The sequence below is a fragment of the Tissierella sp. P1 genome (assembly GCF_002266425.1).
GTDB classification, from domain to species: domain Bacteria; phylum Bacillota; class Clostridia; order Tissierellales; family Tissierellaceae; genus Tissierella; species Tissierella carlieri.
In genome coordinates this window covers 1-18,586 of record NZ_NPMN01000038.1, presented here as the reverse complement: position 1 = coordinate 18,586, position 18,586 = coordinate 1, and the positions used below count along the sequence as shown (strand labels likewise).

19 protein-coding genes are annotated in these 18,586 nt (G+C 31.2%); 16 read left to right on the top strand and 3 right to left on the bottom strand.

Annotated features, from left to right (window positions below; translation table 11 throughout):
• Positions 1 to 7: 7 nt before the first annotated feature.
• From CIW83_RS19310 to CIW83_RS19270, 9 genes are all read left to right on the top strand, one after another.
• On the top strand, positions 8 to 1,057 hold the full coding sequence (locus CIW83_RS19310) for an ABC transporter ATP-binding protein (RefSeq protein WP_094904101.1): 1,050 nt from the start codon (positions 8 to 10) through the stop codon (positions 1,055 to 1,057).
• Complete coding sequence (locus CIW83_RS19305) at positions 1,050 to 1,994, top strand: ATP-binding cassette domain-containing protein (protein WP_094904100.1); 945 nt, start codon at positions 1,050 to 1,052, stop codon at positions 1,992 to 1,994. Before CIW83_RS19310 ends, CIW83_RS19305 begins: the two co-directional genes overlap by 8 nt.
• A gap of 51 nt (positions 1,995 to 2,045) precedes the next feature.
• The gene (locus CIW83_RS19300; RefSeq protein ID WP_094904099.1) at positions 2,046 to 3,137 is read left to right on the top strand and encodes a peptidase C39 family protein; all 1,092 of its coding nucleotides are present in this window, start codon (positions 2,046 to 2,048) and stop codon (positions 3,135 to 3,137) included.
• A 90-nt stretch (positions 3,138 to 3,227) separates the two neighbouring features.
• On the top strand, positions 3,228 to 4,004 hold the full coding sequence (locus tag CIW83_RS19295) for a serine hydrolase (protein WP_094904098.1): 777 nt from the start codon (positions 3,228 to 3,230) through the stop codon (positions 4,002 to 4,004).
• A gap of 25 nt (positions 4,005 to 4,029) precedes the next feature.
• Entirely contained in the window at positions 4,030 to 4,842 is an 813-nt protein-coding gene (locus CIW83_RS19290) for an SH3 domain-containing C40 family peptidase (protein ID WP_158220182.1), read from the top strand.
• Positions 4,843 to 5,220: 378 nt separating this feature from the next.
• The gene (locus CIW83_RS19285) at positions 5,221 to 5,823 is read left to right on the top strand and encodes a nucleoside recognition domain-containing protein (RefSeq protein WP_094904096.1); all 603 of its coding nucleotides are present in this window, start codon (positions 5,221 to 5,223) and stop codon (positions 5,821 to 5,823) included.
• 22 nt (positions 5,824 to 5,845) lie between these two features.
• Positions 5,846 to 6,385, top strand: a complete 540-nt coding sequence (locus CIW83_RS19280) for a spore maturation protein (RefSeq protein WP_094904095.1) — start codon at positions 5,846 to 5,848, stop codon at positions 6,383 to 6,385.
• A gap of 23 nt (positions 6,386 to 6,408) precedes the next feature.
• The gene (locus tag CIW83_RS19275; RefSeq protein ID WP_094904094.1) at positions 6,409 to 7,338 is read left to right on the top strand and encodes an LD-carboxypeptidase; all 930 of its coding nucleotides are present in this window, start codon (positions 6,409 to 6,411) and stop codon (positions 7,336 to 7,338) included.
• 199 nt (positions 7,339 to 7,537) lie between these two features.
• A complete protein-coding gene (locus tag CIW83_RS19270; protein ID WP_094904093.1) occupies positions 7,538 to 8,950 on the top strand; it encodes a dipeptidase in 1,413 nt (470 codons plus the stop codon).
• A 405-nt stretch (positions 8,951 to 9,355) separates the two neighbouring features.
• On the opposite strand, the gene CIW83_RS19260 is transcribed toward CIW83_RS19270, so the two are convergent.
• The gene (locus CIW83_RS19260) at positions 9,356 to 10,198 is read right to left on the bottom strand and encodes a pentapeptide repeat-containing protein (RefSeq protein ID WP_094904092.1); all 843 of its coding nucleotides are present in this window, start codon (positions 10,196 to 10,198) and stop codon (positions 9,356 to 9,358) included.
• A 435-nt stretch (positions 10,199 to 10,633) separates the two neighbouring features.
• On the opposite strand from CIW83_RS19260, the gene CIW83_RS19255 reads away from it, so the two are divergent.
• Both CIW83_RS19255 and CIW83_RS19250 read left to right on the top strand, forming a co-directional pair.
• Positions 10,634 to 11,149 (top strand): RNA polymerase sigma factor, encoded by a 516-nt coding sequence (locus CIW83_RS19255; RefSeq protein WP_094904091.1) that lies wholly within the window; start codon positions 10,634 to 10,636, stop codon positions 11,147 to 11,149.
• Positions 11,150 to 12,466 (top strand): DUF4179 domain-containing protein, encoded by a 1,317-nt coding sequence (locus tag CIW83_RS19250; protein WP_094904090.1) that lies wholly within the window; start codon positions 11,150 to 11,152, stop codon positions 12,464 to 12,466. It begins immediately after the preceding gene.
• Positions 12,467 to 12,485: 19 nt separating this feature from the next.
• Here the strand turns inward: CIW83_RS19250 and CIW83_RS19245 are convergent, their stop codons facing one another.
• Positions 12,486 to 13,448: a GIY-YIG nuclease family protein gene (locus tag CIW83_RS19245; protein ID WP_094904089.1), complete on the bottom strand. Its 963-nt coding sequence runs from the start codon at positions 13,446 to 13,448 to the stop codon at positions 12,486 to 12,488.
• 343 nt (positions 13,449 to 13,791) lie between these two features.
• Between CIW83_RS19245 and CIW83_RS19240 the strand changes: the two genes are divergently transcribed.
• The 3 genes from CIW83_RS19240 (at position 13,792) to CIW83_RS19230 (ending at position 16,276) form a co-directional block, all read left to right on the top strand.
• Positions 13,792 to 14,358, top strand: a complete 567-nt coding sequence (locus tag CIW83_RS19240; protein WP_094904088.1) for a sigma-70 family RNA polymerase sigma factor — start codon at positions 13,792 to 13,794, stop codon at positions 14,356 to 14,358.
• Positions 14,345 to 15,406 carry a DUF4179 domain-containing protein gene (locus CIW83_RS19235; RefSeq protein WP_094904087.1) on the top strand — a complete coding sequence of 354 codons (1,062 nt, stop codon included), beginning with the start codon at positions 14,345 to 14,347 and terminating at the stop codon, positions 15,404 to 15,406. The genes CIW83_RS19240 and CIW83_RS19235 overlap by 14 nt, the downstream gene beginning before the upstream one ends.
• Before the next feature lie 162 nt (positions 15,407 to 15,568).
• Complete coding sequence (locus CIW83_RS19230) at positions 15,569 to 16,276, top strand: M48 family metallopeptidase (protein WP_094904086.1); 708 nt, start codon at positions 15,569 to 15,571, stop codon at positions 16,274 to 16,276.
• Between the two features lie 5 nt (positions 16,277 to 16,281).
• On the opposite strand, the gene CIW83_RS19225 is transcribed toward CIW83_RS19230, so the two are convergent.
• On the bottom strand, positions 16,282 to 16,815 hold the full coding sequence (locus CIW83_RS19225) for a DUF6512 family protein (protein WP_094904085.1): 534 nt from the start codon (positions 16,813 to 16,815) through the stop codon (positions 16,282 to 16,284).
• Between the two features lie 208 nt (positions 16,816 to 17,023).
• Here CIW83_RS19225 and CIW83_RS19220 point away from each other — a divergent pair, with 208 nt between their 5' ends.
• Both CIW83_RS19220 and CIW83_RS19215 read left to right on the top strand, forming a co-directional pair.
• Positions 17,024 to 17,923: a TIGR01212 family radical SAM protein gene (locus CIW83_RS19220; protein ID WP_094904084.1), complete on the top strand. Its 900-nt coding sequence runs from the start codon at positions 17,024 to 17,026 to the stop codon at positions 17,921 to 17,923.
• A 93-nt stretch (positions 17,924 to 18,016) separates the two neighbouring features.
• Positions 18,017 to 18,586: LysM peptidoglycan-binding domain-containing protein (locus CIW83_RS19215; RefSeq protein ID WP_143598597.1), on the top strand; the 570-nt coding region annotated here is incomplete at its 3' end.

Here is an 18,586-nt window from a genome sequence, read left to right as displayed (position 1 = left end):
GTGTACTATGGAAAATAAAAAAGTCATATTATCCGTAAAAGATTTAGTAATTAAATTTAGACTAAGGGGAGACGTATTAACAGCTATAAGAGAAGCCTCTTTAGACTTGTATGAAGGAGAAAGTTTAGCCATAGTAGGGGAATCGGGATCGGGAAAATCAGTTTTCACTAAGAGTTTTATGGGATTATTAGATGGTAATGGTTGGATAGATTCTGGAAGCATAACCTTTGAAGGAGAGGAAATATCAAATTATAAAACAGAAAATGATTGGATTAAAATTAGAGGGAAAAAAATTGCTATGGTCTTTCAAGATCCTATGACTTCCTTAAATCCTTTAAAAACTGTTGGCAAACAAGTGCAGGAGGCTGTTGAATTACATCAAGGTTTAAAAAAAGAAGAAGCAAGAAAGAAAGTAATTGAATTATTATCTGATGTTGGCATTACTGAACCTGAAAAAAGATATAAACAATACCCCCATGAGTTTTCAGGAGGTATGAGACAGAGAGTAGTTATAGCCATAGCTATAGCTTGTAATCCAAAGGTTTTAATATGTGATGAACCAACTACAGCCCTAGATGTAACAATACAAGCTCAAATTTTAAATCTGTTAAAAAACCTTAAAGAAAAATATCAATTAACTACAATATATATTACCCATGATTTGGGGGTTGTAGCTGATGTTGCAGATAGAGTAGCAGTTATGTATGCTGGTGATATAGTTGAGATAGGTCAATGTGAAGAAGTGTTCTACAATGGGCAGCATCCATATACATGGGCGCTATTATCTTCACTTCCACAACTTGGAGTAAAAGGAGAGGATTTATTCTCCATAAAAGGAACTCCGCCAAACTTATTCTATGAGATAAAAGGTGATGCTTTTGCACCTAGGAATCCTAGAGCACTGAAGATAGATTTCGTTGAAAAGCCACCGTATTTTGATGTAAGTCCTACACATAAGGCAAAGACATGGCTGCTAGATCCTCGTGCACCAGAAGTTAATCCGCCTGAGTCCATAAAAATACTAAGACAACAATGGGGGGTCATGAACAATGCCTAATAACCAAAAGGAAGTCTTACTAGAAGTAAAAAACTTAAGGGTAGAATTTGGAAGGAGAAAGAAGAATAAATTTGTAGCTGTAAAGGATGTAAACTTCAATATCTATAGGGGAGAGACCTTTGGATTAGTTGGAGAGTCTGGTTCAGGAAAAACTACAATAGGGAGAGCTATTATTCGCCTGAATGAAACAGCAGGTGGAGAAATTATATTTAAGGGAAAAAAGATCAATGGAAAAATAGATAAAGAACTAGATAGAGAAATAACTAAAAAAATTCAAATGATATTTCAAGATCCAATGGCATCACTAAACGAGAGAGCCAAAGTAGATTATATAGTATCAGAGGGTCTATATAATTTAAAAAATTATAAAAATGAGGAAGAAAGAAAAGAAAAAGTAGAAAAGGCACTTCTTGATGTTGGATTATTACCTGAGTTTTTAAGCCGGTTCCCTCACGAGTTTTCAGGGGGACAAAGACAGAGAATAGGGGTTGCAAGGGCTGTAGTAATTGAGCCAGAGCTAATAATTGCAGATGAGCCTATATCTGCCTTGGATGTTTCTATTCGTGCTCAAGTATTAAATTTAATGTCAGAATTACAAAGGAGTAAAGGATTAACATATCTATTCATTGCCCATGATTTGTCTGTAGTAAGATTTATAACAGATAGAGTAGCTGTAATTTATAAAGGGCAAATAGTAGAAATGGCTGAAACTGAAAAACTTTATAAAAATCCTCTTCACCCTTATACTAGATCTTTATTTTCAGCAATTCCATTGCCTGATCCAAGACGACAAAGATCAAAAGTATTAGAAATTTATGACCCTAGTTGTCATGATTATGAAAATATGCCTCCAAAGTGGGTTGAGATAGAACCTGAACATTTTGTTCTGGGAAATGAAAGAGAGATAGAAGAATACATGAAAGCATTAAATAAATAGAATCTTAAAGCTTTAATTAAAGCAGATGATTTTATTACAGGGGGAATCCATATGTTTAGGAAAAAAATTTTTGTATTGATGGGGGTTATATTACTAATGTGTGGATGCAGCGATTCGACTAAAACAAAAGAAATATCTTATGATGGAAACTTGATTGTCAATAGAGTAGACGATTTTAGAGAAGGAGAAAACGAAAATACTAAAATAAATGACGAAGGTGAAATCATTTTAGAAGATTCATCTCTTCAAGGAAAATATATTTCACCTATAATGGCCACAGAAAAATTTAATGAATTAGTAGCTTCTTGGAATGTAGATACACCAGAAGAAACTGAAATAGAACTATTTGTTAAAGCAAAGATAGAAGATCAGTGGACCATGTGGTTTTCCTATGGGAAATGGTCTCAAGAAGGAACTAGGGGAAGTATTGAAGATCAAATTGATAAAACGGCAAAGATGTCAATCGATACATTAGAGATACTTTGGGGCAAAGATGCAGATGCTATTAGATATAGCGTAGAATTAACACGTAAGGATTCTAGCGTGCCTAGTCCAAAAATAAGAAATATATTTTTAGCTTTAAAGCCTAGGGATGAAGTAGAAAAAGTCTCTGCTTTAGATAAGGATTATTTAATAGAATTAAATGTGCCAGAAAGATCTCAAATGGTAGTTCCAGAAATAGGCAATGTAATATGCAGCCCTACATCTGTATCTATGGTATTGGAATACTATGGATACGATATAGACACTGAAGAAGTAGCAGAAAATGTTTTAGATAAAAAAGAAAATATCTATGGGAATTGGTCCTTTAATGCTGCCTATGGAGGAACAAAGTGTAAATATTCATATGTAGCTCGTTTTACATCAATTAATGATATAAAAGAGAAAATATCAAAAGGTATTCCCGTTATAGCTTCTATAAAAACAAAATCAGAAAATACATTAATTGGGGCTCCTCAAACTTATCCAAGTGGACACTTATTAGTAGTAAGGGGATTTACGGTAAAAGATGGAGAAGAATACGTTATCGTAAATGATCCAGCAGCCCCAGAGGTAGATACCGTACGCAGGGAATACAAAGTATCAGGATTTGAGAAGGCATGGAATAAAATAGTATATATTTTAAGTCCGGAATTAAATTGAAAAAATCATCAAAGCCTCAAAAGTTGAATTGCTTTTAAGTAATAGACTTAGAGGCTTTTCCCCCGTTATTATAAACAAGAGGTGACGAAAATGATAAAAGAAATTGTTATGGAAGAGCTAAAGTTAGCAGAAGAAAAGGTTTCAATTATAATAAAAGACTTAACTAATGATCAATGGATATTAAAATATGATGAAAATAGAACTTTTCCATCTGCTAGTATAATAAAAATTCTTATAATGGCAGAAGCACTAGAGCGTGTTGAGAAAGGAGAATTTGACCTAGAACAAAAAATAAAGGTTAGAGAATGTGATAGAGTTGAATATAGCCTCGTATCTGAATTAAAATTAGAAGAATATCCATTAATAGATTTAATTACTTTGATGATAATCCTTAGTGACAATACAGCTACTAATATTTTAATAGAATTATTAGGATATGAAAGAATCAATGAAATGGCAAAAAAAATAGGTTGTAATGATACAATTCTAAGAAGAAAGATGATGGACTTTGAAGCAGCAAAAGAGGGTAGAGAAAATATGACTAGTCCTATGGACATAGCAATACTTATGGAAAAGATATATAATAAATCTATTATTAGTCCTGAAATGTGTGAACTTATGATACATATTTTAAGCAGACAAAAACATAGAAATATGCTGCCAAGATATATTTTAGATGAGGTAGTTATAGCTCATAAGACTGGGGAATTAAGTGGATTAAATCACGATATAGGAATATTTTATTTAGAAAATATACATTATCTAATAGGGATTTTTACAACAGATGGAAAAGATGATTTAGTGGGAAAAGGGACTATAGGAAAAATCTCTAAATTGGTATATGATAACTTATCAAAGGTTAAGTAAAAAAATATATTATGAGGTGATAAATTTGCAAAGGTTAGGGATTTTAAACAAAACCGTAGTCCCTATTAATCTACATCCGAAATTTGATAGTGAAATGGCTGATGAAGGTTTATATGGAATGGTTATAAAAGTTTTAGAAGATATGGGAGAGGGTTGGTATTATATTGAAACTCACTATAATTATTGTGGCTATGTTCACCAATCAAATATAATTATAGATGATATTCGGTCAAAAGAATGGATGAATGAGGCGAAAAGTATAATCACTCATTCAGTAGTTGATGTAATGCCTGAGGCAAGCTATAAGGGTTATGTAAAAGAATTTTTAACTAGAGGTGCCATAGTTATAGTTACTGGAAATGAAAAAGATGGCTGGACAGAGATTAAATTAGCCGATCATAGGACTGGATGGGTTAGGACAAGTTTCGTAGGAGATAGAATAATTTCTTATAATAAAGATGATGAAAATCAGTTAAGAGATAAATTAGTCAAAACAGCTATGCTATACTTAGGTACACAATATAGATGGGGTGGCAAAAGTCCTCTGGGGTTAGATTGCTCGGGATTATGCTCTATATCTTATATGTTAAATGGAATCATAATATATAGGGATGCTGAAAGAAAAGATGAATATATGAGAAAAATAACTTTAGATGAAATAAAACCTGGAGATCTTTTATTTTTTCCAGGTCACGTAGCAATGTATATAGGAAATGACAGATATATACATTCAAGCTCAAGTTTGAATGGCGTTAATATTAATAGCCTAAATTCTAGTGATATGGATTATAAAGAGGATTTGGCAAAAACCATAACAGATATAGGCACAATTTTTTAAAAACCATAGAAATCTTAGCCTTTTAGTTATAGCTTTCTTAATAATTTTCAAAAAAGCTTCTTAAATTTAAGAAGCTTTTTTATTTGTTACAAATTTAAAGGATTTTGTTATAATAGAAAGAGTCATCTAAAGATTTAAAATTCCATATTTTCGGATTATAGTTCTGTTTATCGTACTGATAAAATTTTATTTAAATATAAATTAAAAACACTTATAACATGAGAAAAATGTCGAATTATTGTAAAAATACAAACTTGTTTCCTAGAAATAGGAAATGTAGGTTCAAAGATATCTAAAAATCAAGGTTATAGTTATGGCATATTAATTGCATTGTATATACATGGCAATTAAATATAAACAATTAAAGGAGGCATCTTAATGATTAATTTTATTTGGGCAGGTTTGCTTATCATTGGATTTGTAGTTGGAGCTGCTACAGGCAATCTTGAGGCAGTTACAAATGCAGCAATTGATAATGCAAAGACAGGTGTAGATTTAGCTTTGGGACTTATTGGAATAATGACTCTATGGCTAGGACTTATGAAGATTGCTGAGGATTCAGGACTAGTTGAGAAACTTGCAAAATTACTAAGACCATTAATGATTAGATTATTCCCTGATGTTCCAGCAGAACATCCTGCAATGGGTGCAATGATAATGAATATTGCTGCAAATATGTTGGGATTAGGTAATGCTGCTACACCGTTGGGATTAAAAGCAATGCAGGAGCTGCAAAAATTAAGTGATGACAAAGAAACAGCAACTGATGCAATGGTTACATTCTTAGCCATCAATACTTCTTCAGTAACATTAGTTCCTGCATCTACTATTGCAATATTAGCAGCGGCAGGAGCCACAAATCCTACGGAGATAATAGGACCAACATTAGTAGCTACTACTGTATCAACAGTTGTTGCAATTATTGCGTCTAAGACATTTCAAAAACTACCTAAGTATCAGATGAAAAAGGCTAATAACTAATATAAGATAAGGGGGAAGATCAATGTTCGTAAAAGTAATGCAAGCAATATCAATCTATGCAATTCCTGTAATAATTGTTGGTTTTATAGTCTTTGGAATGGCTAAAAAAGTTAAAGTATATGAATCTTTTACAGAAGGAGCTAAGGAAGGTTTCACTACTGCTGTAAGAATAATTCCTTTCCTTGTAGCAATGTTAGTTGCCATAGGCGCTTTTAGAGCATCTGGTGCTATGGATTTATTAACCAAGGCTTTAAGTCCTATAACTAATTTAATTGGTATGCCGGGAGAAGTATTACCTATGGCATTTATGAGACCCTTATCTGGTGGTGGAGCCCAAGGTATAATGACAGATTTAGTAACAACTCATGGAACGGAGTCATTAATAGGACGTATGGCAGCAGTTATGATGGGGTCAACAGAAACTACATTCTATATACTAGCAGTATATTTCGGTTCCGTAGCTGTTAAAAAACAGAGACATGCACTTCCAGTTGGATTATTGGCTGACTTTGCAGGATTAGTTACAGCTGTTCTTGTAACAAGATTATTCTTTGGAATGTAATATAACCTATAGGGGGAGTCGTTATGATTAAACCAAAAGCATTAAAATTAGGAGATACAATAGGAATTATAGCACCAGCTAGCCCTACTACAGAAGAAAGAGTTAAAAAAGCTCATGATAAGCTGATTGAAATGGGGTTTGAGGTAAAAATTGGTAAAAGTCCTTATGAAAAGTATGGATATTTGTCAGGAACAGATGCTGTCAGGGCAGAAGATATAAATGAAATGTTTAAAGACAAAGAAGTAAATGGAATTATATGTATTAGAGGGGGATATGGAACACCTCGTATTCTTGATTTATTAGATTATGAAGCTATAAAAAATAATCCGAAGGTATTTGTAGGATATAGTGATATTACTGCACTACATATAGCTTTTACCCAGATAACTGACTTAGTTACTTATCATGGACCTATGGTAGCCTCAGATATGATAGGAGATTTCTCTGAGTTTTCTAGGGACAACCTTTTTAAGGCAATTATGCAAACTGAACCTATGGGGAAAATATCTAATCCTCCAGAAGAAGAAATAGTTACTATAAATGGAGGTATAGCTGAAGGTAATATAATAGGTGGGAATTTATCTTTAATAGTAGATACAATTGGTACACCTTATGAAATAGATGTAAAGGATAAAATCTTATTTATAGAAGAAATAGGAGAAGAGCCTTACAATATAGATAGGATGTTAAATCAATTAAGATTATCAGGAAAGCTACATGATGCTAGCGGTATTATACTGGGGGATTTTAACAATTGTGTGTCTGAAAAGCATGATGAAAATTTAACTTTAGAGCAAGTAATCGATGATTATATAAAACCAATAGGTAAGCCTACTATATATAATCTTCAAGCTGGACACTGTGAGCCAATGGTTACCCTTCCATTTGGTGTAAAAGCTAGGCTTGATGCAGACAAAAAAGAACTTATAATATTAGAAAATTGTACAGAGTAAAAAATAATATTGCTAAGCGGATTATCCGCTTAGCAATATTGCTTTTTAAAGTTTCATAAGGGAATATTGCAAATGGTGGGATAATAATTCTAATAAATATTGAGAATCTGAATATAAGCTTATATAATAGTGTTAATAGAAGCTAAGAAGGAATATTATAATAAAGGTAGCTAAAACCTTTACTTAGGAGGATAAAATAATGAATAAAAGATTCATTTGTTGTTTACTCGTGATATTAGTAGTATTGCCTTTTTTAAATCCATCTTTAGTATTAGCTTATGGGAAGAAAGAGGATTTGAAAATACATTTTGATTCCATAATCGTGGATAGTCACAATGATACTATGATGAAGGTTATTGATAATGAAACCTGGTTACCTAAAGTAAATATCGGTAAAGATACAAAAAATCATATAGATATACCAAAACTAAAAGCAGGGGGATTGAAAGTTCCATTTTTTGCAGCATATACTGCTGGATATTATGGTAATGACTCAAAAAGTATAAGCAGAACATTGGCATTGATTAATGCTTTATATTGGACTGAAGTAAACAATAGAGATACATTTAAAATTGTAAGAACTGTAGAAGAAATTGAAAAAATAGTTAAGGATGGGAAAGTTGCGGCAGTTCCTACTATCGAAGGCGGATATTCATTTAATGAGAGTAATGCCATAGAACTCGTTAATCAATATTATGATTTAGGAGTTAGAGTAGTAGGATTTAACTGGAATTATTCAAATTATTTAGGAGAAGGATGTAACAGGATATATGGTGATCCTAAAAAAACTCCATCCTCCGGTGGACTTACAAAATTAGGAGAGAAATTGGCTATTGAAATGAATAGACTTGGTATGCTAATAGATGTATCTCATATGGCTGAAAGTACTTTTTGGGATATTATAGCTATTTCAAAAGCACCCATAATAGCATCGCATTCAGGAGTTTACTCCTTGAGAAAGCATCCTAGGAATCTAACAGATGAACAATTAAAGGCATTGGGTAAAAATGGAGGAGTAATAGGCATAGTATTTTATCCAGATTTTTTGACAGATTCGAAGTCAGCATATATAAAGGATTATGTAGACCATATTGATTATGCAGTAAAACTAGCAGGGATTGATCATGTAGGGATAGGCTCTGATTTTGATGGGGGAAGATTACCTAATGATATCAAAGACTCTTCAGAATTGTATAAAGTTACTGAAGAATTAGTAAGAAGAGGATATTCGAAGGAAGATATAGGGAAACTCTTGGGAAAGAATACTTTGAGGGTTTTAAATGAGGTTCAAAGGATAGCTAAAGCCAATTCTAAGAATTCTAAAAGGAATCTATATATTACACCAGAACTCAAAATGGGGGAAATAGTAGTAAATTCTACACCTTTATTAGCTTCAAAGATAGAAATCTTAAGTGGGGCGAAAATTGATGAAACTAAGTCTAGAATAATAGTTGACGGTATTTCATATAAACCTATTTATAATGAAAAGACATCTAATTTGTCTCTAAAAATAAAAAAACCATTAAAAGAAAAATTTCATGTAGTTACTTTTGAAGTCTGGGATAATAAAGGAGATATTCAAAGAGAAACTAGAATCTTTTATATAAAATAATTGAAACAGCAAGGAAACCCTTGCTGTTTCAATTATTTCTGCATATTTTCCTTAAGATAAAGATAAAATTAGCCAATTTTTAAATATTCCAGAAAATGAAGTGGCAGTTATCATGATCACTATGGGTAAGATGGACAAAAAATAGTAGTAAAGTTAGAGGTTATAGAAAGCCAGCTGCTGAATTTGTAAAATTTTATTAAAAAATAACATTTAATTCGTTGATAATCAAAAAGAAAAATCTTCAAATCAGAACAATCAAAATGCCGAAAAGATGCATAAACACTATATTTTTTTGATGGTCCTGCATTTCAACTTTGCACAGTATAGAAACAATCTTTCGGTACAATGTATTGTCGGGGGCGTCGGTCTTTATGATGATTACTTTCCAGCATCACCACCTTCAGACTAATGTTGCCATGATATAGGGACATATAAATAGGGAGGCAAAACAGTATTTTCATTTCCTTTTGCTGCATTTATTTGAATTTGGGTCAAAAACAAACTATGGCTTAAATCAGTATTTTTGATATTGGTATCTCTCATATCTGCCCCTAGGAAATTTGCACCCAGTAAATTAGCCTCTTCTAAGTTTGCAGCAATCAATAAGGACATACTAAAATCTTTACCAATAAGATTTTTCTGCTTGAAATTTCTACCCATGTAATTTGGGTTAGAATCTGATTTTCCATGATTAGAAAACTTATCTGCAATATTTAAACAGATTTTTCTCAAAACTAAACTTGATTTTTCCCGAAATGATTTTATATCCATATTTTGAATTATCTCCAAGGATTGACTGGTTAGTTCTTTCCCTTGGTTAAGTAGTAGGCTGATTTGTTCTTTCTCTGATTTTTCCAAACCCAATGTCGAAGCAATTGTTAAGTACCAAAGCACTTGATGTACCTGCATAACGGTTGAGAAGGAATCAAAAATAGTTTTAGCTTCCTTTGGTGAAAGGGCTTTCCAGTTTGGCGGTTCTGTTAAATGGCTGGTGATCTGTTGACCTGCTCCAAAACAATCATAGGCCATACATCCCTTTAACCTCTGCTTAGAAAGAGCTGAATGTATTTTGCATTTATAATCGTGCTGTAAATGATTACATGGTATGCCAGCGTTTTTGTTATCTGGGAAGCCGTCTATCTTTGAAAAGTAAAGAGCAACACAGCATAAACCGCAGCATTTACTACAGTCTATTGTATATGGTTTGAAGATAGATAAATCAATATCAGGTTCAAATAGCGTATTCATTTTATTCACTTCCTTCCTCACAGGTGTGCCGCTTGTGACACCTTTGTGTTAATAGTATAATAATAAATGGTAAAATCGTCAATCTATCTACAATAAATGCTACATAAACCATAAAAATATGACGGGAGGAGAAACATGGAAAAAAAGAAAAATCCAATAAGTTACTAAAATAAATTTGTCCTCTTCCAGCTTCTTCAGCTTTTTTATAAGCTTCTATGAGAAGTTATGAGGACTTATGAGCCGCAAAATCAATAATAGATTGAAAATACTTCTTTCAACTTAAGTAAATCCTGCAAATGGTGTTTTATCTAAATAGTTGAAGTGCTATGGTTACTAATTATTTTCTTCATTGGTTCATTTATATTAAAATAATATTTAATATAAATGAACTTTTTTAATGGTACAATACTCTTATATAGAGATAGGGGTGAGGAAGTGGAGGAAAAACTACTAATCAAGCAAGCAAAAAATGGGGATAAAGAATCCTTGCTGCAACTAGTTATGGCTCAAAAAACAGATTACTATAAATTAGCCTATGTTTATATGAAGAATGAAGACGATGCTTTAGATGCAATGCAAGACATGATAGTCATACTATATGAAAATATACATAAACTCAAGAAAGATGACGCATTTTATAGTTGGAGTAAGACCATATTGGTTAACTCTTGTAAAAGTATATTGAAAAAGAAAAAGAAGCTTACTTCCTTAGAAGATATAAAGGAAGAAGGTATTTATGAAATCGATGAAAATCCAGAGGATAAGATAGTATTAGAAAAATACTTATCTAACCTAAGTCCTAATCATCAGGAAGTCATTAAATTAAGATATTTTCTAGACCTTGACTATGAAACCATAGGACAAATACTTAAAGTTCCTCTTGGCACAGTAAAGTCTAGAATAAGCATAGCTATGAGAAATTTAAGAGAATCCATGGAAAGGATGATATAAGTGGATAATATTGAAAGTCTATTAAATGAAGGAAAAAATAAATTAAATAAGTTAAAAATCCCAGAAAATGTGGAAGATAGATTGAGAGATGCCTTAGACAATATACCTAATAAAAAAAGAAAATTTCATATTAAATGGAAGGTTGCAGCATTGATTATTGCAATTCTCCTTATAGGATATAATGTAGATACTTTAGCTTATTATGCAAAGCAATTAATTGGATACGATAATGTAATGAATGGAACTTTACAAGAACTAAATGAGTTAGGGAAGGGACAGATTATCAATAAATCCTGTACCTTTAAAGATGGAAGTAAGGTTACATTAGACGGTATAATGTTAGATGATAACAACTTAATTGTATTCTATACTATAAATGACCCTTCAGGGAATGTAGAAGAAATTTATCGGGATTTTGGATTTATGTATGTACAGGGGTTATTTGGAGTTACCTATAATAGAGGTGGTCATGGTCAAGTAAATGAAGATAAAACAGAGATGAAATGGATAATGACTTGCGATAAACCAATGTTTTATGAGAGAAAGATGAAATTAAAATTTCATTCAATTGATATGGAAGAAACGGGAATAATTGAATTCAAATTAGATAGAAATCAAGCCATGGGACATAGCTTGAAAATTGGAATTAATAAGGAGATTGAAGCAGATCAAAGAAAAATAAAAATTAAATCCTTAATAGCTTCTCCTACATCTACCGTTATAAAGGGACAAATTAAAAATATAATTGAACTGGGAATAGATAAAGTCAAGGGTGAACACTCTATGAGTAGTGATATAGAGTTGAGTATAATAGCCAATGGTAAAGACATTCAAAAGCAAGGTGCAAGTATGAGTGGAAGCACCAAAGGTAGTCGCTTTAATATGTCTTATGATGCATTACCTCATGACACAAAAGATATTCAAATAGTACTGAAGTCCTTTAGTGGTTATCATGATGTTAAGGAAGTTATTGAACTACAGAAAGGGAAAATTAATAAGGATATGAAAATCCTAGAGCAAGATATAAGAATCAATGAAGTTTATGAATCAGAAGGAAATACCTATATAAATATCACAACAGATGAAGATTTAATATTAAGTACAGTGTTTTTAGATATAGATGGAGAGAAAGTCGAAGCGGAGCAAACTATTGAAGGAAATTTTGAAGATATAGTTGAAGGAGATACAGAAAAAATAAATCAGACTAGAACTATTGAATTTAAGGGAACAGGAGAAAATTTGAAACTAGATATTCAAAGGATTAGATATAATAGAACATACAATGAAACAATATATGAATACAGTATAGAGCAATGAGTTAGGGGCTTTCCCTAACTCATAAATATATAACCATTTCACCAGGCAATGATTTAATTTCTGAATATAATATATCTCTGTAATCCATACTTGATTTTTCATTTAAATTGCTAGAAATAGATGATTTTAAGTCCTTACCTATATTAATGAAATCTTGTATATCATCTTCTGTTAAAGTAGAAAAAACAGATTTCAATAAAATTTCCCCCTTAGATACGAAAAATAATTTATATCCATTGGTGATAGGCATCTTTAGTAGTATATCTTTTAAAAACATGGTTTTGTAACCATAGATTCCAGTTTTTAAATAGTTTAAACCATAGATCATATCCCTATAAACAGAAGCAGTTGCAAATTGAAGCTGAGCAGCTGCTTCTTTCATTTTTCCTTCTAATCTATTGATTAATAATATCATTTTTTTATCATCTGAGAAAATCTCTTGTAACGATTCTTTATTTTCTTCAAAGATACTTCTATCCATGGGAACGGGCATTAAATTATATTCAAAATCATAACCTTTATCAGCTTTGGCTATAGGATAAATATTTTTAAAGGAATTAATTAATTCAATTAATGAAAATTTTCTTCTAAAGGGACCATAGCAATTATCTTCTCTACTATTTACTATAGACAAAGGATTATAGATATTGAAATCTTCTACCTTTAGATAAACATATTTTTCATCATTTTTAAGCTGTGAATTAAACATAGGTTTTATTTCTTTAATTAAGTTGCATTCTAATAGTATTGCTTCTAAATGAGTATCTGTGACTATATATTCAATATCATCAATAAAAGATACCATTTTTTCTACTTTAGCCCATTTAGGATTATCTGCAAAATATGAACGCACTCTATTCCTAAGAGAAATGCTTTTGCCAACGTAAATAATCCTGCCATTGGAATCAAGCATTTTATAAATTCCAGATTGAGTCGGAATTGAATTTATTTTTTCTATTAAATGCTCTGGAATTTTACTCATAGATGTACCTTCTCTCCAATACCATATCTTTAGAATAATATTATACTAAAACCGATGGTGATTTAAAAGTAGCAAATCAAAGGGTATAAGTCTAAAACAGCCATAGAATTAGGAAAACTCTTAGTTTTGTTGTTATATAATTTGGGTATTCTCAATGTCCACAGTATAATAAAGATGGTAAGATAATATGTATTTGAACAGCTCACGGAGATTTCTATAAATAATTTATGAAAAAACTACAAATTTTGATAGGTTTTACTTCTTTGCTACGAAGTATTAAGTGAAAGGGTAATTACCTAGAATAATCTACATGTAGAAGGTTGTTAAAAAGAAGGTGACTATATTGAAAATAACTGAAGAAAATTTTATTGAACAGCTGATAAAAAGAAATGAGAAGGCTTTAGAGTATGTTGTTGACAATTATGCTTGGATTATTAAAACCGTTATAAAAAAGCATCTATATTGCATCCCCAACTTTTATGAGGAATGTATGAATGATTGCCTCTTGGCCATTTGGGACAATATAATCTACTATGATTCCAAAAGGAATAGTTTTAAAAATTGGATAGGAGGAATTGCAAAATATAAATCTATTGATTATGTTAGGAAGTATTTAAAGGATATAGAAAGTCAGAATATAGAAGATGTAGTTATTCATGCAGAAGATAATTCTCTAAAAGAGATTCTAGAAAATGAAATCAGAGAAGAAACTAAAAAGATGCTTTATACCCTATCTGTAGAGGATAGAGTGATTTTTAAGAAATTTTATTTTGAAGATAAGGATATGAATGAAATATCTAATGAAACAGGTCTAAGCAAATCAATATTATACAATAGGCTTTCTAGGGGAAAGAAGAAAATACGTAATGAGGCTCATATTGAAGGAGGCTGTAAGAATGAAGGATTCTAAGAATATTTATCAATTTTTGAATCAAGTCGATTTTAATATTGAAGATTATAATTGTGAAGAATTGAATAATATTGAGAAAAAAAGATTAAAAAAGACTTTTAAGAAGAACATAAGAAATAAAACTAGTCTTAAAGAGTTTGGAATAGCCGCCGCAATCCTAATATTAACCGTAGGAATCTTACTTCGAACACCTTTTGGAAGATATGTTTATGCTGCTGCAGAATCAAAAATTCAGGAAATATCCTACTCCATAGGTAGAATTTTTAATATTGAAAGAGATATTAAGCCCTATATAAATATGATAAATGAAATAAAGAAAGATAAAGGGATAGAAGTTAAGTTGAGTGAAGTAATTGTAGACAATGACAGACTAGTATTTAATACTATATTAAATACTACAGAACCGGTAGAAGGTGTGAGTTTTGAAAATGTGGATCTTTTTATAAATGGAAAAAAAATACCTAACAAATTAGGTATATCTCAAAAAACAGGTTTTGTAGACGATACAAAGACTTTATTTTATTCTTTATGCTCCTATGGAATCAATAGAATTGACCAGATGGAGGATATAGAAATAAAGCTAGTATTAAGAGATTTAAGGTATTATATAGGAGAGTTAAAAGATACGGAAGGCGTTAAAAGTGGTAAATGGGAATTTGAATTTACTGCTAATGGAAAAGAATTGGTATTAAAAACTAAATCTTTACCTATTGATTATACCTTTACTATAGACAATCAGGTATATAGCCTTGAAGAGTTAGAATACAATCCTTTAAGACAAACTATTAAAGGAAAACGTGAAGTCATTGGAGAATATGAATACCCTCTTCGTATTGAGTTGCAAGGATATGATAATTTAAATAATAGAATAATATTTTTTATAGATTCATCATCTCCTGAGGGGGTTGTATTTGAATATCAAAAAAACTACGGATTTTTAAGGGAGTGGTCTGATGAAATTACATCTATTACTTTAACTCCCTTTGCTATGGATTATCCTGAAGGTAAACAAATTGGAAAGGAGTTTACAATATTTTTAAATAAATAGTATGAACATGGAGAGGATATCCTCTCCATGTTCATACTATTTTAGAAAGAAAATAAAACTATTGTATTCAAAGTAATATTATGATAATGTGCATTTAAAAGATTCTAAAGAAGATAAAAATAGGTATTCAAAAATTGACAGAAAGTCAAGAGGAGTATTGAGATGGCTATAATAATTATAGATAATACAGAAATAGAAGTAACTAAAAAGGATGTAAAAAATATTAATTTATCAGTTCATTCCCCAAATGGTGAGGTGAGAGTTTCTGCACCGAAAAATATGAAAGATGATGATATTAGAATATTTCTCCTATCAAAAATGTCTTGGATAAAAGGGCAACGAGAAAAATTCAAAAACCAGGAGAAAATTCCAGAGTATGAGTATATATCCGGTGAAAGTCATTGTTATTTTGGTGAAAGATATTTACTAAATGTGGTACATCAAAGTAGTAATAAGTCTAGAGTAGAAATAATAAATAATAAATATATAGATTTATATGTGAATGAAGAAAGCAGTAAAGAAAAAAGAGAAAATATAATGAAAGAATGGTATAGAAAAGAACTAAAATCCATTATTCCATCTATGATAGATAAATGGGAAAAGATAATGGATTTAAGGGTGAAGGAATGGGGAGTTAAACAAATGAAAACTAGATGGGGTACTTGCAACCCCAAGGCTAAGAGGATTTGGTTAAATCTTGAACTAGCCAAAAAACCACTCCACTGTCTTGAATATATAATAGTACATGAGATGGTCCATCTTATAGAAAGAGGACATGGAGATAAATTTAAGGCCATTATGGATAAATACTATCCAGACTGGAGAAATGTAAGAAAAGAGTTAAATGGATTAGTGATTGATGGTATGTGATAAGTTCATATACCATATTTTTTAGTTTTAGAATCCATGAATATAGGTAGCTCTGGAGTGTAAAAGGTAAATAAAATAAAAAGACAACCTATTAATATAAAAATAATTAATCCAAGGCTATTTGTTGTTTTACTTATTCTTAGTTTCATTATCTTTAGGCTAATAAATTGGCAGATTATAGCACCAAGTACAAAAATGCCAATATCCATAAAAAGAATAGGATTCTTTGTTATCCAAGTATATAAATAAAATGCTATAACAATAAATACTTCCATTGAAATAATTCCTATAGCTTTTGCAATGAAATAATTATTAGCTTCATTTTTAATGAACCAATACTCTATAATAGAGAAAATTAAGAGAGAAAAATATCCTAATTTAAGATGTTCCCAAACACTTTCATTAACTGGACTGAAGACTCCTACTATAGGTGACTTTCCAGACCATTCGTAAGTAAAATGGAGAAGAGAACCTACTATAATTATCCAAAGAATTCCCCAAAGTTCCCACTTTTTAACCTTGGTATAATCATTAAACATATAAATCCGCCTCCTAATAGTATATTATTTCTATATTATGCCATAAAACAATATAAAGTATTAAGATAAGGTAATTTATTTCATATCATGAGAAAAGTAGAGATACAATTGATCTTTGTTGTACAAAAAATATAGTATAATGATAACATAAAGCAAAAATAGTTGTGGAACTTGAATTAATAGATTAATTTACGAGAGGTAATTTATAATGTCAAAAAGATACTATACATTAAATGAAGAATTAAGAAGAGAATTCGGTGGTAAGGTAATGAAACTATCATTAGATGGTGGATTTACTTGTCCTAATAGAGATGGAACCATCGGAAGTAAAGGTTGCATATTTTGCGGGGAGAAAGGTTCTGGGGAATTTGCAGGATCTAAGCTGGTTTCTATAGAGGAACAGATAGAAGAACAGAAAAAACTCTTATCTAAAAAATGGGATTCTAATAAATATATAGCATATTTCCAAAACTTTACTAATACCTATGGACCAATTAATAGAATTAGAACATTATATTATGAAGCTATAAATACCCAAGGAGTTGTTGGATTAGCCGTAGCTACAAGACCAGACTGTTTAGAAGAAGAAATTTTGAATTTACTGTCTGAAATAAATAAAAAGACTTACTTGTGGATAGAGTTAGGCTTGCAAACTATCCATGAGAAATCAGCTAAATTAATAAGACGGGGATATCCTCTTTCGATATATGAAGAAGCTATAGAAAAGCTAAAAAGAGAAAATATTAAAGTTGTTACCCATATAATACTAGGGATACCCGGTGAAAGTAAAGATGATATGCTTAATACAGTGAGATTTGTGGCTGATACTAAGACTTGGGGCATAAAGCTTCACTCACTTTATATACAAAGGGACACGGATTTATATGACTATTATATGAAAAACCCTTTTCCTATAATGAGCAGAGAAGAATATGTATCTTTAGTAGTAGATGCAATTGAGATGCTCCCTAGAGATATGGTAATCCACAGAATAACAGGAGATGGGAAAAGAGAATTGCTTCATGAGCCTAAATGGAGCCTAGATAAATTAAAGGTATTATCTATGATAGACAAGGAACTTAAAATACGAAATTTCTTAGAGACTTAAAATATAAAATTTTTAGAACTAGACACAGTAACCCTTAATCATATTTTTGCATAGTATATTAATGCATAGAATAAAGAAAGAAGGGTGGTAAGTATGAGTAATAATAGAACATGTCCGACAGGAAGTTTTTCCTATACAATCAAATCGGGCGACACGCTTTATAAGTTGGCAATAACACATAATACGACTGTAGAAGCAATAATGGCCATAAATCCAGGAATCAATCCAAATAACTTACAAATAGGTCAAAGAATTTGTATACCTGGAAGTACAACTCCTCCACCAACTAGATGTCCATCGGGAAGCTTTGCTTACACAATAAAGGCAGGAGACACATTATATAAATTAGCAATCACATATAAGACAACAGTAGAGGCAATAATGGCCATAAATCCAGGAATTAATCCAAATAATCTACAAATAGGTCAGGTAATTTGTATACCTGGAAGCACAACTACTCCCCCACCAACTAGATGTCCATCGGGAAGCTTTGCTTATACAATAAAGTCGGGGGATACGCTATATAAATTAGCAATCACACATAACACAACAGTAGAAGCAATAATGGCCATAAATCCAGGAATTAATCCAAATAATCTACAAATAGGTCAGGTAATTTGTATACCTGGAAGCACAACTACTCCCCCGCCAACTAGATGTCCA